This window comes from Massilia sp. PWRC2 (genome assembly GCF_049896725.1).
GTDB lineage: Bacteria > Pseudomonadota > Gammaproteobacteria > Burkholderiales > Burkholderiaceae_D > JAFCUW01.
In genome coordinates this window covers 74373-96331 of sequence record NZ_JAFCUW010000001.1, presented here as the reverse complement: position 1 = coordinate 96331, position 21959 = coordinate 74373, and the positions used below count along the sequence as shown (strand labels likewise).

Here is a 21959-nt window from a genome sequence, read left to right as displayed (position 1 = left end):
TTGGCCGATTCAAAGGTTGGACTGCGTGGAGCGAATAAAACGTTCCTCGCGTTGATTCAAATCATAAACCAAATTGACCCAATGATGACCATCTGTCATGCAAATTTCCTTTAATACCAGAAATTTCTTGATGGGCGGACGGTGCCAGCCGCACCCCATCACTGGGCGACACTGTCGTCGGCATCCATGCTGGCATGGGCGCTGGCGACCAGTGCGGCAAATTGCTCCGCCGGCAGTGGCTTGCTGAAATAAAAGCCCTGCATCTGGTCGCACTCATGGCGGCGCAGGTAATCGAGCTGGTCGAGCGTCTCGACGCCCTCGGCGATCACCGCCAGCTTCAGGTTATGGGCCAGGGTGATGATGGAGTTGACGATGGCGCCATCGTTCGAATCGCGGGCGATGGCGGCGACGAAGGAACGGTCGATTTTCAGCACATCGATGGGGAAGCGCGACAGATAGGACAGCGACGAATAGCCGGTGCCGAAGTCGTCGATGGCCAGCTTGACGCCCAGCGCCTTCATCGCATGGAGCAGTTCGACCGCCTCGCCGACATCGCTCATGAACAGGCTTTCGGTCAATTCGATTTCCAGGCAGGCTGGCGGCAGTGCCGTCTCGGCCAGCACGCTGCGCAGGTCGCCCAACAGGCTGGCGGCGCTGAACTGGCGCGCCGACAGGTTGACCGCCACCCGCAACGGCCCCATGCCGGCATCGTGCCAGGCCTTGGCCTGGTGGCAGGCAGTGCGCAGTACCCAGGCGCCGATCGGCACGATCAGGCCGGTTTCCTCGGCGACGCCAATAAAACGGTTGGGCGCGACCATGCCCATTTCCGGGTGCTGCCAGCGGATCAGCGCTTCCATACCGACGATGCGACCGCTGCGCAGATCGACCTGCGGCTGGTAGTGCAGCACGAACTGGCGCCGTTCGAGGGCATTGCGCAGGGCGCTTTCGATGCGCACCCGCTCGGTCGCTTCCTCGTTCATGGCCGGCGTGTAAAACTGGAAGTTGTTGCGGCCCAGTTTTTTGGCGCGGTACATGGCGATGTCCGCCATCTCGATCAGGCTGTCGGCCGGCGCGCCGTCGAGCGGATAGACAGCCACGCCGATCGAACAGGTGACGAAAAACTCCTTGATGCCCAACATCACCGGCTGCGCCACCGACGCCATCAGGCGCTCGATGATATCGATCGAGAGCGGCTGCTCGTCGTGCTCGGTGAGCAGGACGACAAATTCGTCGCCCGACAGCCGTGCCACGGTGTCGGCGTCGCGCAAGGCGCCGCGCAGGCGCGCCGCCACCGTCACCAGCAGCACGTCGCCGGCCTTGTGGCCCATCGAGTCGTTGACGAACTTGAAGCGGTCGAGGTCGATCAGCATGACCCACACCGGGCGCTCGCTGCGGCGCGACGCTGCCACCGCCTGGCTGAGGCGGTCCTGCAGCAGGCTGCGGTTGGGCAGACCGGTCAGCACGTCGTGCTGGGCGACGTGGTGAATCGCCTGCTCCGAGCGCTTGCGGGCGGTGATGTCGGTGCCGGTACCGCGGTAACCGCGCAGTTCGCCTTGGGCGTCGAACAGCGGTTCGCCATTGATGCTGAACCAGCGGGTGGCGCCGTAATCGTCGAGCACGGCGTATTCGAAGCCCGCATAGCCCTGGCGGGCGGCGATTTGCGCCAGGTGGGCGCGGCCATGCTCGTCAGCGAGGCGGTCGCGTGCAGTTTCCCAATGGGTCTTGCCCAGCAGGCGCTCGATCGGTACGCCCGCCTTCTCGACAAAGCCGCCGGTAATCGAAGTGAAGCGGCAGTCGGCATCCTGTTCCCAGTACCAGTCCGACGACATCGTCACCAGCTGGCGGAAGCGCTGCTCGCTCTCCTGCAGCGCGTGTTCGGCGCGCTGGCGGTCGATGACGTCGTCGAGCAGGCGCTGGTTCGACATCTTTAAGTCGGCGGTGCGTTCCTGCACCAGCCGTTCGACGCGGCGCGAGCGCTGCGCCAGCGACTGCACCAGCGCCGACAGCAGTAGCGTGAGCATCAAGCCACCTACCGCCACCAGCAGCGCGCCCAGGTGATCGGCCAGCAGCGGCCGCGGGCGCGCGTGCACTTCGACGCGCCAGGTCTGGCCGCCGACGTCGAGGTTGCGCATAAAATGGGGCGGGGCGGCCAGCACCGGCCAGTGGTGTACCCGGGCCGGCGGCGCGGCGCCGAACACCGTCTGCAGGCGACCCTGGTCGGCGCTGGCCGCTACCGTCACCAGCAGGTCGCGGTCGGGCGGCTGGCTCGACAGGATAATCTCGACCAGGTCGTCGGCCCGCATGATCACCGCGCTGTTGCCGATCATGGCCGCGCGGCGCGCTGACGCGCTGCCCAGGTCGGCGCCGTGGCGGTACACCGGCATCGCCAGCAGAAAGCCGCGCTGGGCCGGCTCGCCTGCCGACAGCCGCATCAGGGTGGTGGCGGCCGGCCGCCCCTGATCGATGGCGCGCGCCAGTGCCGCTTCGTACGAGGCGATGCTGCTGGAATCGAAGCCGAGAATGACTTCATTGTCGGCATACGGTTCGATGAAGTCGACCGGTGTATAGCCGGGCCGCCGCAGCGCCGGGCGCACGGCGCCGTCGCGCCACTCGGTGATGGTGGCGGCCGGATGGGCTTGCGCCAGGGTCGCCTCGAAGCCGGCGCGCTCGGCGTCGCTGACGCGGCGGTGAAAGGAGAACGACTTGATGAAGCGGTTGCGCGCCAGCAGCGGCGCGGTAAAGTCGTGAAACTGCGTGCGCGTGACCGGCCAGACGCTCTGAAACAGCGCATTGGTGACCACCGCCAGCTCGACTGCCTGGTCCAGGCCGCGACCGATGGCGGCGCTGCGGATGCCGGCCTGCTGTTCAAACGCCAGGCGGTGCTTGTCCTGTTCCAGTTGCAGCACGCCGGCACTGAGCAGGGCGCTCGCGGCGATGCCGCCAGCGAAGGTCATCAGGGTCGACAGCGCAAGCCAGCGGGGTAATCTCAAACGGCGATACGGCAAGTCCAGCTCCCTCAATGGCCAGGAGCCGTCAGGCCCTCAATGGTGAATGTGCTAGTTTGTCACAACGCACAATTACCGGCAAATTAATTGTAAATTGGTAACAATATTGATGCAATCTGCATCAGACTGGTGCCGGGCGCCGCAGCACCAGCCAGGCCAGCAGTGCGCGTACCAGCAGGCGGTTGAGCCAGTTCAGGCCGACGCCGTTGCGCTGCGCCAGCCACCGCTGCACGGCCAGCGCCCGTCCCGGCGGCGGCGGCGCATCGGCGGCCAGCGGTGCGCGCACGGCAAACACGATGCGGTTATTGCCGGCCACCCCGGCGACACGCGCTAGGCGCTCGCCAAACACCAGCGCCAGTCGCCCCATCATGGCGCCATACTGGGGGTCGTAACTGAAGATATTGGCCACCAGCACGCCGCCGTCGACCAGCGCGCGGCGGCAGTCGGCGTAAAAGCGCGACGCCACCAGTGCCGGCGGCAGGCCGGCGGCGTCGAAGCCGTCGACCACCAGCACATCGACCGCCTGGCGCAGGCTGGCGATATACACACAGGCGTCGGCGTGCACCACCTGGAACCGGTGATCATCGGGCGGCACGCAAAATTCGTCGCGCAGCGCGATGACGTCGGCGCGCAGTTCGAGCACCGTGATGCGCGTGTGGGGGAAATGGCGGTAGCAAAACTTGGCCAGCGAGCCGCCGCCCAGGCCGACCATCAGGATGTGACGGGGACGCGGCACGAACAGGGCGAACAGCATCATCGCGCGCACGTAAGCCAAGGTCAGCCGGTGCGGCCGCGACAGCCGCATTTCGCTCTGCACTTCGCCGGGACGGAAGGCGAGGGTGCGGATGTCGCCGCAGGTGGTCACCAACGGTGGCGTCGGCGGGCAGCTGGCAGGGGGGACGGGGATCGACATCGGCGCAGTATACAGTCATGTGCCCTCAGGCGCCCGCCCGCGCCGCTTGTTGCCGCCCCGCCGTTTCTGCTAAGCTGCTTTATCGACTTCGGAGAAACCATGTTCCTCGACCATCCTGCCCTGACCGCCACCAACAGCCAAACCGAACCGGACCGCATCGAGCGGCTCAACCGCGTGTACGGGTACGTGATGGCGCTGGCCGACCGCGACGATTGTACCGGGCTGATTGAAAAAATCAGCCAGCTGCACGACCACAAGGGCACGCTGATCGTGTTCTGGATCGACGCCCCGGGCGACGCTGAAAAAGCCTATTTCAGCGTGGCCTGGGCCAGCCGCATCGGCGATGGCAGCGGCAGCGTCGAGCACGAAGTCTAGCTGCAGGCGCTTGATGGATATTTCGACCATGCTGCTCGCGCTCGCACTGGGCAATATGAGCCTGTGCGCCGCACTGTTTTTTTATGAGCACGGTCGTCCGCAGCCGGTGGCGATGCGCATCTGGCTGAGCGCGCGCCAGTTGCAGGCCGGCGCCTGGTTGCTGCTATACCTGCGTCTGAGTGGGGTGTTGCCGGACGCGCTGAGCATCCCGCTCGGTTACTGCCTGCTGTTTTTTGGTGTGGCGCTTGAGGCCGGTGCCCTGTGGGAAGCGAATGGTCAGCCGCACTGGCGTCGCCGCACCTTGTGGGCGCTGGTACTGGCGGTGGGGCTATTTTTGGCCTGCTACGCCATCGACCCGGCGGGCTTGCGCCAGGTGGCCGGCGCCCTCATCGCCGGCGCGGCGTATCTGTCGTGCAGCGCCGCCTTTGCTGCGCGCTGGCGCGAAGCGAGCCTGCTGCGCCGTTTTTTGGCCATCGCCATCGCCGTGCTGGCCGTGCTGGTGGCGGCGCGCGGGGTGCTGGCGCTGGTCGCACCCGGCGGCTGGGGCTGGGTCAGCAACGGCCTGCTGCAACTGTGGGCGTCGGCAGCGTTTTACCTGCTGATGGTGCTGGGGGCCTTCGGCTTTTTGCTGGTCGGGCGCGAACGCCTGCAGCAGGAAATCGAGCGTTTGCAGGTGGCGGACCCGGTCACCGGTGTGTCGAACCGGCGCGGCTTTTTCATGGCGGTGGCGCCGTGGCTGGCGCTGGCGCGCCGGCCCGGCGTGCCAGCCGCACTGATCGCCTTCGACCTCGACAACTTCAGGCGCGTCAATGACAGCTATGGCCATGCCGCCGGCGATACCGCCCTGCACGCCGTCATCGATATTTGTAAACAGCACCTGCGCGACAGCGACCAGATCGGCCGCCTGGTGGGCGTCGAGTTTGCCATCCTGCTGCCGCGCACCGAGCTGGCCGCCGCCGTGCTGGTGGCTGAGCGCATGCGCGCTGCGGTCGCTGCCACGCCATCGAAAAGCGCGCGCGCGATGGTCGCCCTGACTGCCAGTTTTGGCGTCACCACCGTGCGCGGTGATGACAGCACCACCAGTCTCTTCAAACGCGCCGACGATGCCGTGCAGGCCGCCAAGCAGGCGGGCCGCAATTGCGTGATGGCCGCGCCAGCGGCGCCGCAAACCGTTTAGTTCAACCGCATCGTTCTGCAGCGTCGTCATCAAGCTGTCATGCAACGCCGTTACAGTCATACGGTTGCCGCGCGGTGGAGCACCGCCGCCGCGACGCCGAAAGAGGAAAGTCCATGTACGCAGCAGTCGATTTAGGTTCAAACAGTTTTCGCCTGCACATTGGCAAACATGACGGCGAAGCGATTCGCGTCGTCAAAAGCCTGCGCGAGCCGATCCGGCTGGGCGCCGGCCTCGATAAATCGGGCAATCTGACGGCCCCCGCCATGCAGGCCGCGCTCGCCTGCCTGGGCTCGTTTCGCGCGGTACTGTCCGGCTTTTCGCTCGACGCTGTACGCGTCGTCGGCACCGCCGCGCTGCGGCTGGCCAACAATGCCGAGCAGTTTTTGCCGCGTGCCGAACAGGCGATCGGCCACCCGATCGAGATCATCTCGGGCGAGGAAGAGGGTCGCCTGATTTATATGGGCGTGGCCAACGCGCTGGCCGCACCGAACGAGCGGCGGCTGGTCATCGATATCGGCGGCGGTTCCACGGAAGTCATCCTCGGCAAGGGGCTCGATATAGAGCGGGTTGAATCGTTCAGCGTCGGCACGGTGCGCCAGAGCCTGACGTTTTTTCCCGGTGGTCGCATCGAGGCGGGCGCGTTTGAAGCGGCCATCCTGTCGGCGCGCAGCCAGTTCGAAGACGCGGCGCCGCCGTTTCACCGGCAGTTCTGGCGCGGCGCCTACGGTTCCTCGGGCACCATCCGCTCGCTCGCTGAAGTCATCAGCCGCAATAATATCGGCGACGCCCGCCTGTCGCTGGTCTCGCTGCAGGCGCTCAAGCTGCGCTTCATCGCCCTCGGCGACGTCGCCCGCATCGATCTGGCCGGCCTCAAGCCCGACCGCGCCGCCACTGTCATTGGCGGGCTGGCGATCCTGATCGCGGTGATGATGGAAATGGGCGTCGATACCCTGCAGCCGATCGAAGCGGGTCTGCGCATGGGCGTCATGTGGGACCTGTACGCGCGCGCCATGCACCGCGACCGCCGCGACGATTCGGTGCGCCAGATGGCGCTGCAGTTTCACGCCGATCCGGCGCGCGGCGAACGGGTGGCGCGCGAGGCGCAGGCGCTGTACGCGCAGCTCAAGCCGGCCGCCGACGGCTACGTCAAGCTGCTCGGATGGAGCGCGCGGCTGCATGAAATTGGCATGCTGGTGTCGCACACGGGCTACCACAAGCATGCAGCCTACATTATCGAAAACGCCGATCTGCCGGGGTTCACCGCGCGCGAACAGAAAGCCATGGCGCGCCTGGTGGTGGCGCAAAAAGGCAATCTGCGCAAGATCGGCGACAGTTTGACGGATCCCGATTTTGCCAAGGCGGTGCTGGCGCTGCGCCTGGCCATCCTGTTGATGCACGCGCGTATCGAAGCCGATTTTTCCGAGCTGCGCGTGCGCATGAAGAACCGCATCGAACTCGATATTCGCCGCGACTGGGTCAGCAACCATCCGACCGTGTCGTACTGGATCGAAAAAGAGCGCGAGTGCTGGGATGAAGTCGATATCGACTTCCTGGTACGCTGCGGTACCTGACAGATATGAGCGCAGCGCGCGTATGAAAAAAAGCTATACTGTTTACCTGTTTAAGTTCAATTACCTTCGGAGATCCTGATGCGCAAGCCTGCAGCCCCTAAAAAAACCACCACGGAAAACGCCGCACCTGCGCCCGCGCCGGCAAAAGCGCTGGCCAAGCCAGCAGTGAAGGCCGCAACCCGGCCGGCGGCGAAGGCCGCAGTCAAGCCCGCAGTAAAGGCCGCAGTCAAGCCGGCAGCGAAGGCGGCTGCCAAGCCAGTGGGCAAGGCAGCGGCCAAGCCGGCGGCGGCGGCGGTCAAAGCCGTCAAGGTCATCAAGGAAGTCAAGCAGGCCAAAGTCATCAAGCCAGTCAAGCCACGGGCGCCGTCGAAAGTGGCGGCGGCAGAGCCGGTGCGCGAAAAAGCGGCCGCCTCCACCCTGGTACGCGACAGTTTCACCATGCCGGCACACGAATATGAAGTGCTGGGCAAGGTAAAAAAAGCCTGCCTGAAGGCCGGGTTCGAGATCAAGAAAAGTGAATTGCTGCGCATCGGCGTGGCCCTGATCAGCCAGATGGACATGGCGACCCTGCAGCGCGTGCTCGGCGATTTGCCGCAGCTGAAAACCGGGCGGCCAAAAAAGGCGTAAGGCGGGAGGTAGAAGGTGTAAAGCACGGCGCTGCTGGCGCCCTGTGATATCAACACATACCGGTACCAACAAACCGGTACCGGCAAGCGCGCCTGCGGCCCCTGTGGCCGCGGGCGCGTTTGCGTTAATGCATGGAGGCGTTGGCCAGTTCTTTCAGATCGCGAATGCTCAGTTCTGATTTTTCATGCATGCGCAATAAAATCGTCGCGCCCACTGCCAACTTGCGGTGACGGATCTTGCTGACGATGGGGGGCTGCACTTCCAGCACGCGGCACAGTTCCGCGTCATTTTTCAGCTGCATCTTTTCGATCAAGGTGTCGAGTAGCCGGTTCGGCACAAAACTCGATGGCTCAAGCGCGCGCGCCCGGTTCATCGCTTCGATCAATTCCTGTTTCTTTTGCCGTACGTTCATGATGTCCTCACTTTGATCGGGATAGGGCTTGTCGAATCTATCGCGGGACCATGCGGCGTGACATTGTGTGATGTTTTTGTGCCGCCTGGACTTTTGAAATAATACTTGTTTCATACTGTTTTGGCAGGTTTTTCACTGGTTATAATCACAAATACACACTTTGACGTGTCGCTAAGACAACAAATCTAACCCTAAAGTTGACAATACGAGGATCTGATCGGCCTGGGCGGCGGCGGCGTGAGAATGCGTGACCATGATGGCGGTGGCACCGGTGGCCTTGATCTGGCGCCGCAGCAGGGCCAGGATGGCGTCGGCCGTTTCCGGGTCGAGGTTGCCGGTCGGTTCGTCAGCGAGCACCAGCGCCGGCCGGTGCACCAGCGCACGGGCGATTGCCACGCGCTGCATTTCGCCGCCCGACAGCTGGCGCGGAAAGTCATCGCCGCGTCCCTGCAGGCCGACCGCGGCGAGCATGGCGCTGGCCTGGGCAGCGGCCTCGGCGCCGCCGCCATTGAGCAGCAGGGGCAGGGCGACGTTCTGGGTCAGGGTCAGGTGCGGCAGGACGTGAAAGGCCTGGAAGACAAACCCCATGCGGGTGCGGCGCAGGGCGGTGGCGGCATCGTCGTCCAGGCCCGCCATCGACTGGCCGTCGATGATGACGGCGCCGCTGTCAGGCGAGTCGAGGCCGGCGATGATGTTAAGCAGCGTCGATTTGCCGACCCCCGATTCGCCCATGATGGCGACGAACTGGCCGGCGCCGAAGCGGTGCGTCAGGCCGTGCAGTACGGCACGCCCCTGGTAAGATTTGCGCAAATCGCGAAGTTCAAGCATGCAAGCCGCCGTCAATGTTAACAAGAGCGCCAGCATAACAGCGCCGCCGTGATCGGGTCGGCCGCGGCAACGGGCCGAATCGCAACGCCGAACCGGCAGCGGACCATTCATTGTCACAATGACGATTTTTGAATTGACGAGTCAATTGACCATGCGAAGGTGCTGCTTGAGGCGATTAGCATGCTCGAGCCGGGATCGCACGCACGGTTGGTGACGATTCAACCGAAGTGGTCAGCGCTGCAGGCGATTGCTGTCCCGCCGGCGGGCGGATTGACGGCGCCAGCAGTAAAGGCTTAGCTGACAACGTGGACAACGTGAAGTGGGACATGTTTTAAGATTAGCGCGAAGCACATGCGGGACGGGCACCCTGCGGTGCCAGTCCCCCCCATCAGCAAGCGCTGCAACGGCTCCACAAGAGCGGCGTGCGCATTGTGTCCGCAGTTTTCCCCGAGGCGAACCAAATTCAGACGCGGTTTTGCATTGCCTAAAATTTGCCTGGCTCTGCCAGGTAAATGTCCCCATTCATCCTTGGCCTCGAAGGCGGTTTCCCTTGGCTTTTCTGAATAGTCCAAACAAAAGTGGGTTTTTACTTTTGTTTGATTATTTTACTTTCCGCCTCAACCAAAAACTCATGCCATCGACCAGCGCCACCAGCAGCAGCATGGCGATGATGACGGTGGCCGCATCCTGCATCTGAAACAGCGACAGGTGATACTTGAGCATCTGCCCCAGGCCACCGGCGCCCACCACGCCCAGCACGGCGGCGGCGCGGATATTGTTTTCCCAGCGGTACAGGGTGTACGACAGCATCTGCGGCAAGGTCTGCTGAAAGGTAGCGTAGAAAAATGCCGGCAGCGGTGCGGCGCCATTGGTGATCAGGGTTTGCTGGGCCAGCGGTTCAGCGTTTTCGAGGGCGTCGGCAAACAGCCGTCCCAGCACGCCGGCGGTGTGCAGCGCCAGCGCCAGGGTGCCGCCGAACGGTCCCAGGCCGGCTGCCACCAGCATCATCGAGGCCCACACCAGTTCGGGAATCGAACGCAGCACATTGAGCAGGGCGCGCACGGCAGCGCGCGGCGCGGCGCCGAATTTGCCCGCTGCCGGCAGCGCCAGCGCCAGGCCGGCGATCACCGCCAGCAGGGTGCCCAGCGCCGACATCGACAGCGTCTCGATGGTGGCATGCAAGGTTTTAAGCAAGAACGGGGTGGCCATTTCGGGCGGCGCAAAGCCGCTGAGAAATTCGGCGGTGGTCGACCAGGCCGCCGCCGTAAAGAACTCGGCGAACTGCAAGGGCAGGCTGGCGAAACTGGCCAGCACCAGCGCGATCAGCGCGCTGATCAGCAGCCAGGTCGAGGGCTGCCGCCGCGGCGCAGCCGGCATGCCCGCCATGCTTGACCTTGAGGCCCGCCGCGGGGCGCTCAAGCGAGCCTCCGGCGCAGCATTTTCGACACCAGATCAGCCAGCGCGACCAACAGCACAAACACGATCAGCATGGTCGCCACTTCGCCACCGGCCATGTTGCGGGTCGATTCGTCCATGCGCTGACCGAGACCGCCAGCGCCCACAAAGCCCATCACGGCCGAACCGCGGATCGCGCATTCCCAGCGATAGACGGTGTACGACACCAGTTCCGAGGCCGCCTCCGGCAGGGCGCCGAACAGCAGCGCACCGAGTCGTCCGCTGCCACTGGCAAGCAGGGTGTCGGTGGCATGCGCGTCGGATGATTCCAGAATTTCCGCATACACCTTGCCCAGCATGCCGCTGTAGGTGAGGGCGATCGCCAGCACGCCAGCGGTGGGGCCGAGGCCAATGACGCGCACGAACAGCAGCGCCCATACCAGCTCGGGCACGCTGCGCAGCAACACCAGCAGCGCGCGCACGGCCTGGCGCAGCAAGGCCGCGGCGGCGCGCGTGCGGCCCGTACCCAGGCGCGAAATGGACAGGCGTTCAGTGACGATCAGGGTGGCGGGAATTGCTCCCAGCAGCGCCAGCGTCAGGCCGGCGCTGGCCATGGCCACCGTTTGCCAGGTATTGATCAGCACCATGCGCAAGAATTCGGCGTCGTAGGCTGGATGGAGAAATTGCGCCAGGAAGCGGCGCGTGGCCACCAGGCTCTGGGCATCCAGCAGCAGCCAAGGCTTAAATTCTGAGTAGACCAGCATGGGCCACAACAGCAGCACGAACACGATGGCGGCCTGCAGGCGCGCGCGCAGGGCCGGATCGGCGGGTGCGCGGGTCGCTGGCGTGGCCGCCATCATCAGACGCGTCATGCGCTTACAGGCAGGCGCCAACAGCCAGCCGCGCTGGCGCCGCGGGCGCAACAGGGACATCGGTGTGCGCTGCGTCGTTGTGGTAGAGGGCGGTGATCATGGCATCGGTGACCTGCTCGCGCGGCAGGTCGAACACGATGCGGCCGGCGCGCAGACCGACGATGCGGGGAAAGCAGGCGCGTGCCACATCGACCTGGTGCAGGCTGCACATCAGGGTGGCGTTGCGCGCGCCTGCTTCCTGCTGCAAGGTGGCGATGGTCAGTTGCGACAAGGTGGGGTCGAGCGCCGACAGCGGCTCGTCGACCAGAAAGGCGTCGGCGTTCGACAGCAGCAGGCGCGCCAGGCCGCAGCGCTGGCGTTCGCCGCCGGAGAGCCGGTCGACCCGCGCATACAGTTTGTCGCCCAGGCCAAAGCGCTGCAGGGCCTCGAACGCCGCCTGCGGGTCGGCCGGCTTGATCAGCGAGGCGAATGCCTGCCACAGGGTCCACTGCGGCAGGCGCGCTGCCAGCACGGCGGTCACCACGCGCTGGCGTGGCGGCAGTGGCGGCGTTTGTGGCGCCAGGCACTGGCGTGCGCGCAGCCGGTGGCGTGCGCCTTCGCTCAGCGCCCACGGGTCGACGCCGAACAGTTGCAGCACGCCGCTGACCGGCTTGTTGCTGCACGACAGGGTCGCCAGCAGGGTGGTCTTGCCAGCGCCGGACGGGCCGATGATGGCCAGCTGCTCGCCCTGTTCGACCAGCAGGTCGATCGCGTGCAGCGCCGGCGCACCGGCGCCGCCGGCCAGGTGCTGCACCGTCAGTTGCTGCAGGCGGTAGCAGGGCGGCATGTCAGTGGACACCGTCAAACCAGGCTTACTTGAGCAGGCCGGCGTTGTGCGCCGCTTTTTCGATGTCGCCGTAGTTGCTGGCCTTGGTCGGAATGAACTTGCTGGCGCGCTGCAGTTCGAGAATCTCTTTGCCTTCAGCGGTCGACTTGTCCAGCGCCAGGAAGGCGTCGGTGATCTTTTTCTTCAAGACCGGGTCCATGTCGGTGCGCACGCTCCAGTTGTAGTCAAAGTAGCCGGGGGTGGTGTAGAACACGCGCACCACAGCCGGATCGACCTTTTTCTCGGCGACCAGTTTTTCCCATACGGAGATATTCAGCGCGCCGGCATCGACCTTGCCGCCGCCGACTGCGGCGACGGTGGCGTCGTGGGCGCCGGAAAAGGCGATGCGTTTCAGATCGGTATCTGGATTGATCTTGGCGGCCAGCAGGTAGTAACGGGGCATCAGGTGGCCGGAAGTGGACGACTCGGAACCGAACGACAGCGTTTTGCCTTTGAGGTCTTCCAGCTTGGTGATGTCCTTGCTGGTGGTGACGAAAACCGAGCGGAATTTTTCATCTTCGGCGCGCTGCACCAGTGGCGTGATCTGGCCCTTGCTGCGCACGTTCGCCTGGACGAAGGTGAAGCCGCCAAACCACACCATGTCGACGCGCTTGTTGATCAAACCCTCGACCGAGGCGGCATAATCGGTGACCGGGGTAAATTCGACCTTGAGGCCGGTGGCCTTGGCCAGGTAGTCGCCCAGCGGCTTGAATTTGCGCTGCAATTCAGTGGGGTTTTCGTCGGGAATGGCGGTCACGCGCAGGACGCCCGGGGTGTTTTGCGCGGCAACGGTGCTGGCAGCAAACATGAGACCGGCAGCAGCAGTGGCGCCGAGCAGGTGCTTGAGGGTGCGGAGGGCGGAAAAGTGGCTCATAAGCCCTTTCTGACGAGAAGTAGTTAAGGGCGCCCCCACGCACCGTGCCGCTGGTGGCACGATAGAATTGGCAGGCGTTATAAAAATGCGTATTCAGCTATCATAACAAAAACAGACGCCGAGACGCAGGGAGCGTTGCCATCGGGCTGGCCCGGACGCGGTCTGTCGTGCAGCGCCGTGGTGTCCCGTGCGGTTTGCGCGCGCGCTGCGATGCGCCTGTTGTACGTGCTGTAAGTGCTTTACGCGCCTGATTGACGGCGCTGTTCCGATTGTCCCGATTGTCCCGATTGTCCCATCACCCAAAGCCTGCCCATGCCGCCTGATACGACGACCGCTCCCCAGCTTGCCCCCCATTCCCTTGTCCATGGCAGCGCAGCTGTCGTCGCCGAAATCGTTGCCGGCCTGGCCGCGGCGCAGGCGCAGGTGTCGCCGAAGTTTCTGTACGATGCACTCGGTTCGCGCCTGTTCGAAGCCATCTGCGAGCTGCCCGAGTACTATCCGACGCGCACCGAAGCGGCCATTTTTGCCGCCCACGGCGAGGCCATGGCACGCGCGATTGGCGTTGGCAGCACCTTGATCGACCTCGGGGCCGGCAACTGCGCCAAGGCGGCCGCGCTGTTCCCCCTGTTGCAGCCGGCGCAGTATGTCGCCATCGATATCTCCGCCGATTTTTTGCACGAGGCACTCGCTGGCCTGCAACAGCGTTTTGCTGCCATCGACATGCTGGGCCTGGGGCTCGATTTTTCCAGTCAGCTTGCCTTGCCGGCCAGCGTCAGGGCTGAGCAGCGACTGTTTTTTTACCCCGGTTCATCGATCGGCAACTTTACCCCCGACGAGGCGGTGGCGTTTTTGCGCCGCGCGCGCGCCCAATGCGGTAATGATGGCGGCGTGCTCATTGGTGTCGACCTGGTCAAGGACAGCGCCGTGCTCGATGCCGCCTACGACGACGCCATTGGCGTAACGGCCGCCTTCAACCTCAATTTGCTGCGCCACCTCAATCACCTGGCCGGTACCGATTTCGACGTGCGCCAGTGGCGCCACCGCGGCCGCTTCAATGGCGCCGAAGCGCGCATCGAAATGCACCTCGAAGCGCGCCACGCGCTCACCGTGCGCTGGCCGGGCGGGGCGCGCAGTTTCGATGCCGGCGAGCGCATTCACACTGAAAACAGTTACAAGTACCGCCAGAGCGCCGCCGTCGGCCTGCTCGAACAGGCAGGCTTTCAAGCCAATTGCGTGTGGACCGATGCCCAAGGCTGGTTCGCCGTCATCCACGCCCGCGCGATCGGCCAATAACATGGCGGCATCTGCGCAAGCATTGGCCTGCCTCGCACGTTTTACGACTGTGCGCCAGCGTTCGCTGGCACTGGCCGCGCCGCTGTCGGACGAAGATTGCGGCGCGCAGTCGATGGCCGACGCCAGCCCCGTCAAATGGCACCTGGCCCACACCACCTGGTTTTTTGAAACCTTCATCCTCGAACCGCTGGAAGCGCACTTTGCGCCCTTTCATCCAGCGTTTCGTTTCCTGTTCAACTCCTATTACAACGGCATCGGCGCGCGCCACCCGCGCGCCTTGCGCGGCCTGCTCACGCGCCCATCGATGGCCGAAGTGCGGCAATGGCGCGCCGATGTCGACGGGCGCATCGTGCGCTTGCTTGATTCGTTTGCCGATGCGTTTGCCGATGCGCATGCCAATAAGGCCGGCCCGCCCGTCCCGACCGAACTGATGGCGTTGCTTGAACTGGGCCTGCAGCACGAACAGCAGCACCAGGAATTATTGCTCACCGATGTGCTGCACCTGCTGTCGCACAATGCCATGCACCCGGCCTACGACAGCAGCGCGCCAGCGCCGGCTGTGGCCACGCCGCTGACCATGGTGGCCTTTGATGGCGGCGTGTGCAGCATGGGTTTTGATGGTGACGGCTTTTGCTTCGATAACGAGTTGCCCCGTCACCGCGTGTTCGTCGAACCGTTCGCGCTGGCCGACCGCCTGGTAAGCAATGGCGAATTTGCCGCTTTTATCGATGCCGGCGGCTATCGCGATCCGTCCTTGTGGCTGGCTGAGGGCTGGGACGTGGTCAGCAAGAACGGCTGGCAGCATCCCCTGTACTGGCAGCGCGACGACGACGGCCAGTGGCACGAGTTCACCCTGCACGGTTTGCAGCGGCTCGATGGCGCCCGCCCGCTCACCTGCATCTCGCTGTACGAAGCGGACGCCTACGCCAACTGGTGCGGCCTGCGCCTGCCCACCGAGGCCGAATGGGAGCTTGCCGTTACCTCGGCAATGAGCCCGGCGGATGAACGACTGCGCCAGCTGTTCGGCCACTGCTGGCAATGGACCAGCAGCAGTTACGCGCCGTACCCCGGTTACGCCACCGCGCCGGGCGCGCTGGGCGAATACAACGGCAAATTCATGCTCAACCAGTATGTGCTGCGCGGCTCGTCGTGCGCCACCCCGGCCGGCCACGCGCGCCGCAGTTACCGCAACTTCTTTCCAGCGGGCGCGCGCTGGCAAATGAGTGGTATCCGCCTGGCCCACTAACATGGAATTTCACCTGCCGCAATTACACCAGCTATCGCCGGCCAAGCTGCTCAACCGGCGCGCCAACGCCTATATTCTGGCCCATCCGCTGGCCTTTGTCTGGCAGGTACTGAAGGCCTTTCGCGCCAACCAGGGCTTGCTGCTGGCCGGCGCCGTCGCCTATTACGCGCTGCTATCGATCGTGCCTTTCCTGATGCTGGCGGTGGTGGTGCTGTCGCACTTCATCGACCAGCAAGAGCTGCTGTCGACCCTGCGGCGCTATCTCGAATACCTGGTGCCCAGCCAGAGCAGCTCGATCACCGCCGAAGTCGCCCATTTTCTCGACCACCGCGATCTCATCACCTGGGTGCTGGGCGCCACCATGCTGTTTTTTAGTTCGCTGGCGTTTACCGTGCTGGAAAACGCCATGAGCGTCATTTTTGTGCACCGGGTGTCGGTCAAGCGACGCCACTACCTGGTGTCGGCCATTCTGCCGTACTGTTACATCGTGGCACTGGGCGTGGGCGTCATGCTGGTCACCGTGGTGGCCGGCTCATTGCAGGTGATCGGCACCGAGAGCGTGCGCCTGTTTGGCGCCGACTGGTCGCTCAAGGGGGTCTCCGGCGCGCTGCTCTACCTGCTGGGGCTGGGTGGCGAAATTCTTGTGCTCACCTCGATCTACCTGGTCATGCCGGTGGGGCGGCTGTCGTATGCCCACGCGCTCATCGGCGGGGTGACCGCCGCCCTGCTGTGGGAAGCAGCGCGCCATGTGCTGGTCTGGTATTTCACCACGCTGTCGCAGGTGAACGTGGTGTATGGCTCGATGACCACCGCCATCGTCGTCATGTTCAGCCTGGAGATCGGCGCCACCCTTTTGCTGATGGGCGCGCAGGTGATTGCCGAATACGAGCAGGTGGGCCGGGATGGCAAGGGCAGCGAGCCGGTGCCGCTGATCACCCCTCGGGCAGAATAGATCAAATACTTTGCTGCATCGCACAAAACCCTGCTATACTCCGGTTTGTGCTGAGGGAAGTTCTGCTTTCTTTGGCCAGCCAGGGCGTTGTGCCTCGGAGACCGCGGGTGTAACGCGGAACCCGTAGACAGTCGCGACAAGCCAGGTTTTGTAATTCCGAATACGTTGGTCGATTTACACATCAACGCACCACGCAGATAGCATGGGCGCCTGAGACACGATTAAAGCATTGGTACTACATTGGAACAGAGCTCGCTTCGGCGGGCTTTTTTTTCGTCTGCTTTTTCGCTTGAAGCGCACTCGGCATGAGAAATTGAAGATGAACAGTGCGCTATGGCAAGCTCAGGGATGGTAAAGTTAGCAGATTCAGAACTGCCTGTTACCTCATGAAACCATATCGCGGCATCGTTTTCGATCTTTACGGCACCTTGTACGACGTCCATTCGGTCGCCGGCGTTTGCGAGCAAGCCTTTCCCGGCAAGGGCATGGCACTGTCGCAGCTGTGGCGCCAGAAGCAGCTCGAATACACCTGGCTGCGCAGCCTGATGGACAAGTACCTCAATTTCGAAGTGGTGACGGGCGATGCGCTTGGCTTCGCCTGCGCCGCGCTGGGCCTGCCGCTGGAAGAAGACATGGCGATCGTGCTCAACGACCACTATCTGCGGCTGGCGCCGCATGCCGACACCGAAGCGGCGCTGCACCTGCTCAAGGATGCCGGCATCCCGCTGGGGATCATCTCGAATGGTTCGCACAAGTCGATTGCCCAGGTCATCAACAATTCCGGCATGGGCTGGGCGTTCGATGAACTGATCAGCGCCGAAGATGTCCAGGTGTTCAAGCCGCACCCAAAAGTGTATGACCTGTGCGAACGCCGCATGGGGCTGCCGCGCGAGCAGATTCTGTTCGTCTCGGCCAACGGTTGGGATGCCAGTGCCGCCAGCCTGGCCGGCTTTGGCACTTGCTGGGTCAACCGCGCGCTGGGACCGTTCGACGTGCTGGGCGCGACGCCGACGGTGGTGACGGAAGACTTGCTGTCGATGGCCGACTGGATGCTGGGCAATTTTGAGAAGGCCGACCCGGTGCCACCCGCCGACATGGCGCCGGTGGCCTGAGCTGTGTCCGCTGCAAGCGATCAGCTTGCGCTGCGCTTGCTGCTGGCGAGCACTGCAGCGGCGACCAGAAAGACCACGCCGGTGGCGCGATTGAACAGTTTGGCGCGCCGGGGTTGCTGCAGCCAGCGCTTGGCGCGTGCTGCAGACAGCGCGTAGACGGTCAGCCATCCCAGCTCGAAAAACAAAAAGGTTGCGCCCAGCAGCAGGAACTGGGGGGCCTGTGGCGATGCCGGAATAATAAATTGCGGAAACAGGGCGCCGAAGAACAGCAGCGCCTTGGGGTTGCTGGCGCCGACCAGAAATCCCTGTCCAAACAGGCGCGCGGAAGTCGACGATGCCACTGCACCGGAGACCGCGATCTCGCTGCTCGCTGAAAACAGTGAGCTGATCCCCAGATAGGCCAGATAGGCGGCGCCCAGCCACTTGATCGCAGTAAACAAGGTTTCAGAGGCGGCCAGTGCGGTTCCCAAACCCAGGGCCGACAGCATCATGATGCCGACAATCGCCGTCGTGCTGCCCAGCGAGGCGATCAGCGCTTTGCGCACTCCCAGGTTGACTGAGGTCGAAATGCACATCAGGACGCTGGGCCCTGGGGTGATGGTCAGCACGAGCACGGCGGCGACGTACAGGAGCCAGGTGGAGAGCGTCATGATGGCGGTTTTCCAGGTGAGGTCAGAGCGCTTTATTTTACTTGGACTAATTGCAAATTAGCAATGGCAAGCTGCGATCGGTGGCCAAGCTGTGCAATTTGTGCACACGGCGCGGCCGGCACCGCCGCGCCCCCTGCCGCGCCCTGTCGCCATGGTCAGGCGCGCAGCTTGTAGCCGGTCTTAAAAATCCACCAGATCGCCCCCATGCACACGGCCAGCAGGGCCAGTCCCATGGCCACGCTGATGCCGATGCTGACATCGGCGACGCCGTAAAAACTCCAGCGAAAGCCGCTGATCAGGTAGACCACGGGGTTGAACAGGGCGACCTTTTGCCACATGGGCGGCAACATCGACAGCGAATAAAAGCTGCCACCCAAAAACGACAGCGGCGTGATCACCAGCATCGGCACGATCTGCACCTTCTCGAAGCCATCAGCCCAGATGCCGATGATGAAGCCGAGCAGGCTGAACGCAATCGCGGTGAGCACCATGAATACCATCATCCAGACCGGGTGGGCGATGTCGAATTCGACGAAGCAGCGCGCGGTGGCCAAAATCAGGATGCCGAGGATGACCGACTTGCTGGCGGCCGCACCGACGTAACCCAGCACGATCTCGAGGGCCGACACGGGCGCCGATAAAATCTCGTAAATGGTGCCGGAGAATTTGGGCATGTAGATACCGAACGAGGCGTTGGCCACGCTTTGCGTCATCAAGGACATCATGATCAGGCCGGGCACGATGAAGGCGCCGTAGCGCACCCCATCGACTTCGACCATGCGGCTGCCGATGGCGGCGCCGAACACGACGAAATACAGCGAGGTGGAAATGACGGGCGAAGCGATGCTTTGCATCAGCGTGCGCCAGGTGCGCGCCATTTCAAACTGGTAGAGGGCGCGGATGGCGTAAATATTCATGCGGAACGGTTCCATCTCAGTTTTCGACCAGGTTGACAAAAATTTCTTCGAGCGAGCTCTGCTTGGACTGGATGTCCTTGAAATCGATGCGGTGCTCGCCCAGGCGGCGGAACAGGTCGGTGATGCCGGTGTCGGCGCCGGCAGCGTCGAAGGTGTACACCAGTTCGCTGCCATCGGACGACAGCGACAGCTCCGGCGTGTGCAGCGCCAGGTCAGCGGGGATCGCGGCCAGCGGGCGCTGCAGGTGCAAGGTCAGCTGCTTCTTGCCCAGCTTTTGCATCAACACTTTTTTGTCTTCCACCAGCATGATTTCACCCTTGCGGATGACGCCGATGCGGTCGGCCATTTCCTCGGCTTCTTCGATGTAGTGGGTGGTCAGAATGATGGTGACACCCTGCTCGCGCAAGCCGCGCACCATCTCCCACATATCGCGCCGCAGCACCACGTCGACACCGGCGGTGGGTTCGTCGAGGAACAGGATCTGCGGCTCGTGCGAGAGGGCCTTGGCGATCATCACGCGCCGCTTCATGCCGCCCGACAAGGTCATGATGCGGGCGTCGCGCTTGTCCCACAGCGATAACTGGCGCAGCAGCTTTTCGATGTGGGCGGGGTTGGGCGGCTTGCCGAAAATGCCGCGGCTCAAGGCAACGGTGGCGCGTACCGATTCGAAGGCATCGGTGGCCAGTTCCTGCGGCACCAGGCCGATCTTGCTGCGGGCGGCGCGGTAATCGGTGATGATATCGTGGCCGTCGGCCAGCACGGTGCCGCTGCTGGGATTGATGATGCCGCAGATGGTGTTGATCAGGGTGGTCTTGCCGGCGCCGTTGGGGCCGAGCAGGGCGAAGATTTCGCCCTTGCGGATGTCGAGGTCGATCGATTTTAAGGCGTGATGCCCTGATTCGTAGACCTTCGAGAGCTGTTTTACTGAAATGATCGGGGTCATTGCGCGCTTTGCCGGTGAGAAGACGTCGATTGTAGACGAACTGCTCACCCGGCGTGGCGCGCCAGCGGACCGGCGGGCCTTGCCTTAGCCTGCCATCACGCCACGGCGCGGTTGTCGCCCATCGCCAGCTGGCGGTTGACGGCGCTGAGCACCGCCTTGAACGAGGCGGTGACGATATTGCTATCGATGCCGGCGCCGAACAGGGTCGGACCGTTGGCCAGCCGCAGTTCGACGTAGCAGGCGGCGCGCGCGTTGGCGCCTGAGCCGATCGAGTGCTCGTGGTAATCCATCAGCTTGATGTCCAGGCCCAGCGCGGCCACGAAGGCGTCGATCGGACCATTGCCGCCACCCTTGCGGGCAATCGGCGCGCCGTTTTCATGCAGCGCCACTTCGATCTGCACCGGCTCGGCATTGCTGGTGTCTTCCACCATCTTGTGGCTGGCGTAAGCAAAGGGCGTGGTCTGCTCAAAATACTCGCGGGTGAAAATGGCGTGAATGTCGGCGGCAGCGACTTCGCGGCCGCTGGCATCGGCCACTTTTTGCACGGCCCGGGAAAACTCGATCTGCAGGCGGCGCGGGAGCTGCAAGCCGAATTCCTGCTCGAGCAGATAAGCCATGCCGCCCTTGCCGGACTGGCTGTTGACGCGGATGACGGCGTCGTAGCTGCGGCCGAGGTCGGCCGGATCGATCGGCAGATACGGCACTTCCCACAAGCCGTCCGGCTTTTGCTGGGCAAAGCCCTTCTTGATGGCATCCTGGTGCGAACCGGAAAACGCCGTGAACACCAGGTCGCCCACGTACGGGTGACGCGGATGCACCGGCAACTGGTTGCATTCCTCGACCACCTGGCGCACCGCATCGATGTCGGAAAAATCCAGGCCCGGATGGACGCCCTGGGTGTACAGATTCATCGCCAGGGTGACCAGGTCGACGTTGCCGGTGCGCTCGCCGTTGCCGAACAGGCAGCCTTCGACGCGGTCGGCGCCGGCCATCACGGCCAGTTCGGCCGAAGCGATGGCGGTGCCGCGGTCATTGTGCGGGTGCACGCTGATGATGATCGCGGCGCGGTTGTTGAGGTGGCGGCCCATCCACTCGATCTGGTCGGCGTAGACGTTGGGCGTGCTGCATTCGACGGTGGACGGCAAATTGAAAATCATCTTACGCTCGACGGTCGGTTGCCAGACGGCGCTGACGGCGTTGCAGATATCGCGCGAAAAATCCAGTTCGGTGGTGGAAAACGATTCGGGCGAATATTCAAAGCCCCATTCGGTTTCCGGGTGGCTGGCCACCAGATCCTTGACCAGCTGGGTGCCGGTGACGGCGATCTGGGTGATTTCTTCACGGCTCATATTGAACACCACGCGGCGGAACACCGGCGCCACCGAGTTGTACAGGTGGACGATGGCGCGTTTGGCGCCGACCGCCGAGTCGACCGTCCGGCGGATCAGCTCGTCACGCGACTGGGTCAACACGATGATGGTGACATCGTCGGGGATGCGGTTTTCATCGATGAGCTTGCGCACAAAATCGAAGTCGGTCTGCGAGGCCGAGGGAAATCCCACTTCGATTTCTTTCAGGCCGATTTGCACCAGCATCTCGAAAAACCGCAATTTCTTTTCTGGACTCATCGGCTCGATCAGCGCCTGGTTGCCATCCCGCAGGTCGGTGCTCATCCAGATTGGCGGATGGGTGATGGTTTTGCCGGGCCAGGTGCGGTCGTGCAAGGCGATGGCAGGGAAGGGACGGTATTTGGCGGCGGGGTTTTGCAACATCATGGTCAGGCTCCTGCAATTGGTGTGCGGTAGTGGGTGGGGACGCTGTGCGGCGGTGGCGACAGGTTGCCGGGCGGCCACGGAACGCTAGGCCAGGCAACCGGTCGGTAGCAGTAGCGACAACGGCGACGGCCAGGCGTGGGCGCGGCCGGGCTGGCGT

At 63.7% G+C, this 21959-nt stretch carries 20 protein-coding genes; 8 read left to right on the top strand and 12 right to left on the bottom strand.

What is annotated here, in order from left to right; translation table 11 throughout:
* Positions 1 to 158: 158 nt before the first annotated feature.
* Together ACP7BZ_RS00445 and ACP7BZ_RS00440 are read right to left on the bottom strand one after the other, a co-directional pair.
* The gene (locus ACP7BZ_RS00445) at positions 159 to 2990 is read right to left on the bottom strand and encodes a bifunctional diguanylate cyclase/phosphodiesterase (protein ID WP_426109673.1); all 2832 of its coding nucleotides are present in this window, start codon (positions 2988 to 2990) and stop codon (positions 159 to 161) included.
* A 136-nt stretch (positions 2991 to 3126) separates the two neighbouring features.
* Positions 3127 to 3918 carry a transferase spermidine synthase gene (locus tag ACP7BZ_RS00440; RefSeq protein WP_426109672.1) on the bottom strand — a complete coding sequence of 264 codons (792 nt, stop codon included), beginning with the start codon at positions 3916 to 3918 and terminating at the stop codon, positions 3127 to 3129.
* 99 nt (positions 3919 to 4017) lie between these two features.
* On the opposite strand from ACP7BZ_RS00440, the gene ACP7BZ_RS00435 reads away from it, so the two are divergent.
* The 4 genes from ACP7BZ_RS00435 to ACP7BZ_RS00420 all read left to right on the top strand — a co-directional run bounded on the left by ACP7BZ_RS00435 (position 4018) and on the right by ACP7BZ_RS00420 (position 7668).
* Complete coding sequence (locus ACP7BZ_RS00435; protein WP_426109671.1) at positions 4018 to 4293, top strand: hypothetical protein; 276 nt, start codon at positions 4018 to 4020, stop codon at positions 4291 to 4293.
* A 13-nt stretch (positions 4294 to 4306) separates the two neighbouring features.
* The gene (locus tag ACP7BZ_RS00430) at positions 4307 to 5470 is read left to right on the top strand and encodes a GGDEF domain-containing protein (protein ID WP_426109670.1); all 1164 of its coding nucleotides are present in this window, start codon (positions 4307 to 4309) and stop codon (positions 5468 to 5470) included.
* Positions 5471 to 5583: 113 nt separating this feature from the next.
* Entirely contained in the window at positions 5584 to 7041 is a 1458-nt protein-coding gene (locus ACP7BZ_RS00425) for a Ppx/GppA phosphatase family protein (protein ID WP_426109669.1), read from the top strand.
* Between the two features lie 78 nt (positions 7042 to 7119).
* The gene (locus ACP7BZ_RS00420; RefSeq protein WP_426109668.1) at positions 7120 to 7668 is read left to right on the top strand and encodes a hypothetical protein; all 549 of its coding nucleotides are present in this window, start codon (positions 7120 to 7122) and stop codon (positions 7666 to 7668) included.
* 124 nt (positions 7669 to 7792) lie between these two features.
* On the opposite strand, the gene ACP7BZ_RS00415 is transcribed toward ACP7BZ_RS00420, so the two are convergent.
* From ACP7BZ_RS00415 to ACP7BZ_RS00390, 6 genes are all read right to left on the bottom strand, one after another.
* Positions 7793 to 8080 (bottom strand): hypothetical protein, encoded by a 288-nt coding sequence (locus ACP7BZ_RS00415; RefSeq protein WP_426110484.1) that lies wholly within the window; start codon positions 8078 to 8080, stop codon positions 7793 to 7795.
* A gap of 171 nt (positions 8081 to 8251) precedes the next feature.
* The gene (locus ACP7BZ_RS00410; RefSeq protein WP_426109667.1) at positions 8252 to 8908 is read right to left on the bottom strand and encodes an ABC transporter ATP-binding protein; all 657 of its coding nucleotides are present in this window, start codon (positions 8906 to 8908) and stop codon (positions 8252 to 8254) included.
* A 600-nt stretch (positions 8909 to 9508) separates the two neighbouring features.
* On the bottom strand, positions 9509 to 10294 hold the full coding sequence (gene phnE / locus ACP7BZ_RS00405) for a phosphonate ABC transporter, permease protein PhnE (RefSeq protein ID WP_426109666.1): 786 nt from the start codon (positions 10292 to 10294) through the stop codon (positions 9509 to 9511).
* Between the two features lie 29 nt (positions 10295 to 10323).
* A complete protein-coding gene (locus ACP7BZ_RS00400) occupies positions 10324 to 11175 on the bottom strand; it encodes a PhnE/PtxC family ABC transporter permease (RefSeq protein ID WP_426109665.1) in 852 nt (283 codons plus the stop codon).
* A 4-nt stretch (positions 11176 to 11179) separates the two neighbouring features.
* Positions 11180 to 12001, bottom strand: a complete 822-nt coding sequence (locus ACP7BZ_RS00395) for a phosphonate ABC transporter ATP-binding protein (RefSeq protein ID WP_426110482.1) — start codon at positions 11999 to 12001, stop codon at positions 11180 to 11182.
* 25 nt (positions 12002 to 12026) lie between these two features.
* Positions 12027 to 12914, bottom strand: a complete 888-nt coding sequence (locus ACP7BZ_RS00390; RefSeq protein ID WP_426109664.1) for a putative selenate ABC transporter substrate-binding protein — start codon at positions 12912 to 12914, stop codon at positions 12027 to 12029.
* Positions 12915 to 13226: 312 nt separating this feature from the next.
* On the opposite strand from ACP7BZ_RS00390, the gene egtD reads away from it, so the two are divergent.
* The 4 genes from egtD (at position 13227) to ACP7BZ_RS00370 (ending at position 17517) form a co-directional block, all read left to right on the top strand.
* Positions 13227 to 14207 carry an L-histidine N(alpha)-methyltransferase gene (gene egtD, locus ACP7BZ_RS00385; RefSeq protein WP_426109663.1) on the top strand — a complete coding sequence of 327 codons (981 nt, stop codon included), beginning with the start codon at positions 13227 to 13229 and terminating at the stop codon, positions 14205 to 14207.
* 1 nt (position 14208) lies between these two features.
* Positions 14209 to 15453 carry an ergothioneine biosynthesis protein EgtB gene (gene egtB, locus ACP7BZ_RS00380; RefSeq protein WP_426109662.1) on the top strand — a complete coding sequence of 415 codons (1245 nt, stop codon included), beginning with the start codon at positions 14209 to 14211 and terminating at the stop codon, positions 15451 to 15453.
* Between the two features lies 1 nt (position 15454).
* Positions 15455 to 16405, top strand: a complete 951-nt coding sequence (locus ACP7BZ_RS00375; protein WP_426109661.1) for a YihY/virulence factor BrkB family protein — start codon at positions 15455 to 15457, stop codon at positions 16403 to 16405.
* Positions 16406 to 16791: 386 nt separating this feature from the next.
* Positions 16792 to 17517 (top strand): haloacid dehalogenase type II, encoded by a 726-nt coding sequence (locus tag ACP7BZ_RS00370; RefSeq protein ID WP_426109660.1) that lies wholly within the window; start codon positions 16792 to 16794, stop codon positions 17515 to 17517.
* Positions 17518 to 17537: 20 nt separating this feature from the next.
* On the opposite strand, the gene ACP7BZ_RS00365 is transcribed toward ACP7BZ_RS00370, so the two are convergent.
* The 4 genes from ACP7BZ_RS00365 to leuA form a co-directional block, all read right to left on the bottom strand.
* Positions 17538 to 18167, bottom strand: a complete 630-nt coding sequence (locus ACP7BZ_RS00365; protein ID WP_426109659.1) for a LysE family translocator — start codon at positions 18165 to 18167, stop codon at positions 17538 to 17540.
* 155 nt (positions 18168 to 18322) lie between these two features.
* Entirely contained in the window at positions 18323 to 19084 is a 762-nt protein-coding gene (locus tag ACP7BZ_RS00360; protein WP_426109658.1) for an ABC transporter permease, read from the bottom strand.
* 16 nt (positions 19085 to 19100) lie between these two features.
* Positions 19101 to 20027, bottom strand: coding sequence for an ABC transporter ATP-binding protein (locus ACP7BZ_RS00355; RefSeq protein WP_426109657.1), 927 nt, complete (start codon positions 20025 to 20027; stop codon positions 19101 to 19103).
* Between the two features lie 95 nt (positions 20028 to 20122).
* Complete coding sequence (gene leuA, locus ACP7BZ_RS00350; RefSeq protein WP_426109656.1) at positions 20123 to 21802, bottom strand: 2-isopropylmalate synthase; 1680 nt, start codon at positions 21800 to 21802, stop codon at positions 20123 to 20125.
* Positions 21803 to 21959 lie beyond the last annotated feature (157 nt).